At 48.9% G+C, this 1,127-nt stretch carries 1 protein-coding gene; it reads left to right on the plus strand.

What is annotated here, in order from left to right; translation table 11 throughout:
- A partial coding sequence (locus R7F67_RS24700) for an efflux RND transporter periplasmic adaptor subunit (protein ID WP_318057518.1) occupies positions 1 to 952 on the plus strand: 952 nt, incomplete at its 5' end.
- Between the last annotated feature and the right edge of the window lie 175 nt (positions 953 to 1,127).

Raw genomic sequence — 1,127 nt, forward strand, 5'->3', positions numbered from 1 at the left:
TGACGTGAAAACCAACCAGATTGATGTAAATAACGCAGAGACACATCAACTGATGTTAACCAGCGAACCGGTTGTTCGAGAGTTTCCGGGCGTCGTCGTTGCAGAGCAGCACGCCGATATCGCGGCACGGTTAACGGCATCGGTGATGGAGGTATTGGTGAAGGTTGGCGATAGGGTGAAGCAAGGAGACGTGTTGGCGCGGCTAGAAAGCGATGATCTCGACGCCCGAGTTCGTCAAAGTGAGCAGGCTTTATCCTCTGCACAAGCGCAGCTCAATGCGGCGAGAAAGGAGTTTTCTCGTGTCAGAGCGCTTTTAAACAAAAAACTGATCCCTCAATCGCAATTTGACCAAGCGGAAAGTGCGTTGCAAACCGCACAAGCCAACTTCAATAAAGCGCAAGCGGCGGTCTCCGAGGCGGAAACGACCTTTGGCTACAGCATCATTACTGCACCGTTTGATGGCTTGATCACGCAAAAGCCCATCAACAAAGGTGATACCGCGACGCCGGGTGCTTTGCTTTTATCGATGTACAATCCAAACTCGTTGGAAATAGAGGTGAACTTTGCTGAATCTGTCATGCCTTATGTGACTTATGATAAAGAAGTGGACGTTGTTTTTCCGTCTTACAACCTCAACGCGCAAGCGGCAGTAAAAGAAGTGACGCCGTCGGCAGATGCCAACTCGCGCAGTTATACCGTAAAGCTTCAATTTGAGCCGCCAACGGCTATCTATCCAGGTACATACGCCAAAGTCGCGTTGACCTTGACCGACGATATTGTACTTCGCGTGCCAAAGGAGGCGGTTTACCAAGTTGGCCAGTTGGACTACGTAAAGGAGGTCCAAGACAGCGGTGAGGTAGAAACTCGGCTTATTCAGCTTGGAGAGTTGGGGAGAGTGCGAACTGGGTTAAAGCAGGGTGACGTAGTGCTGCTGAATCCAAGATCGCTTTGATAGAACGGTTTCTCTCGTCTAATCAAACGTCTATCTAACAAACTACAACATAAAATAGCCCAGCATGATGCTGGGCTATTTTGTTCGTTCAGTTAAGCGTTACCGTTGCGTTTACAGGGCAATGGTCACTCAGTTTGTAATCTAAAACATCTTGTGAGCTAAACAGCGTTTGATG

Source organism: Vibrio sp. YT-17 (assembly GCF_033337375.1).
In the GTDB taxonomy this organism is placed as follows: Bacteria; Pseudomonadota; Gammaproteobacteria; order Enterobacterales; family Vibrionaceae; genus Vibrio; species Vibrio alginolyticus.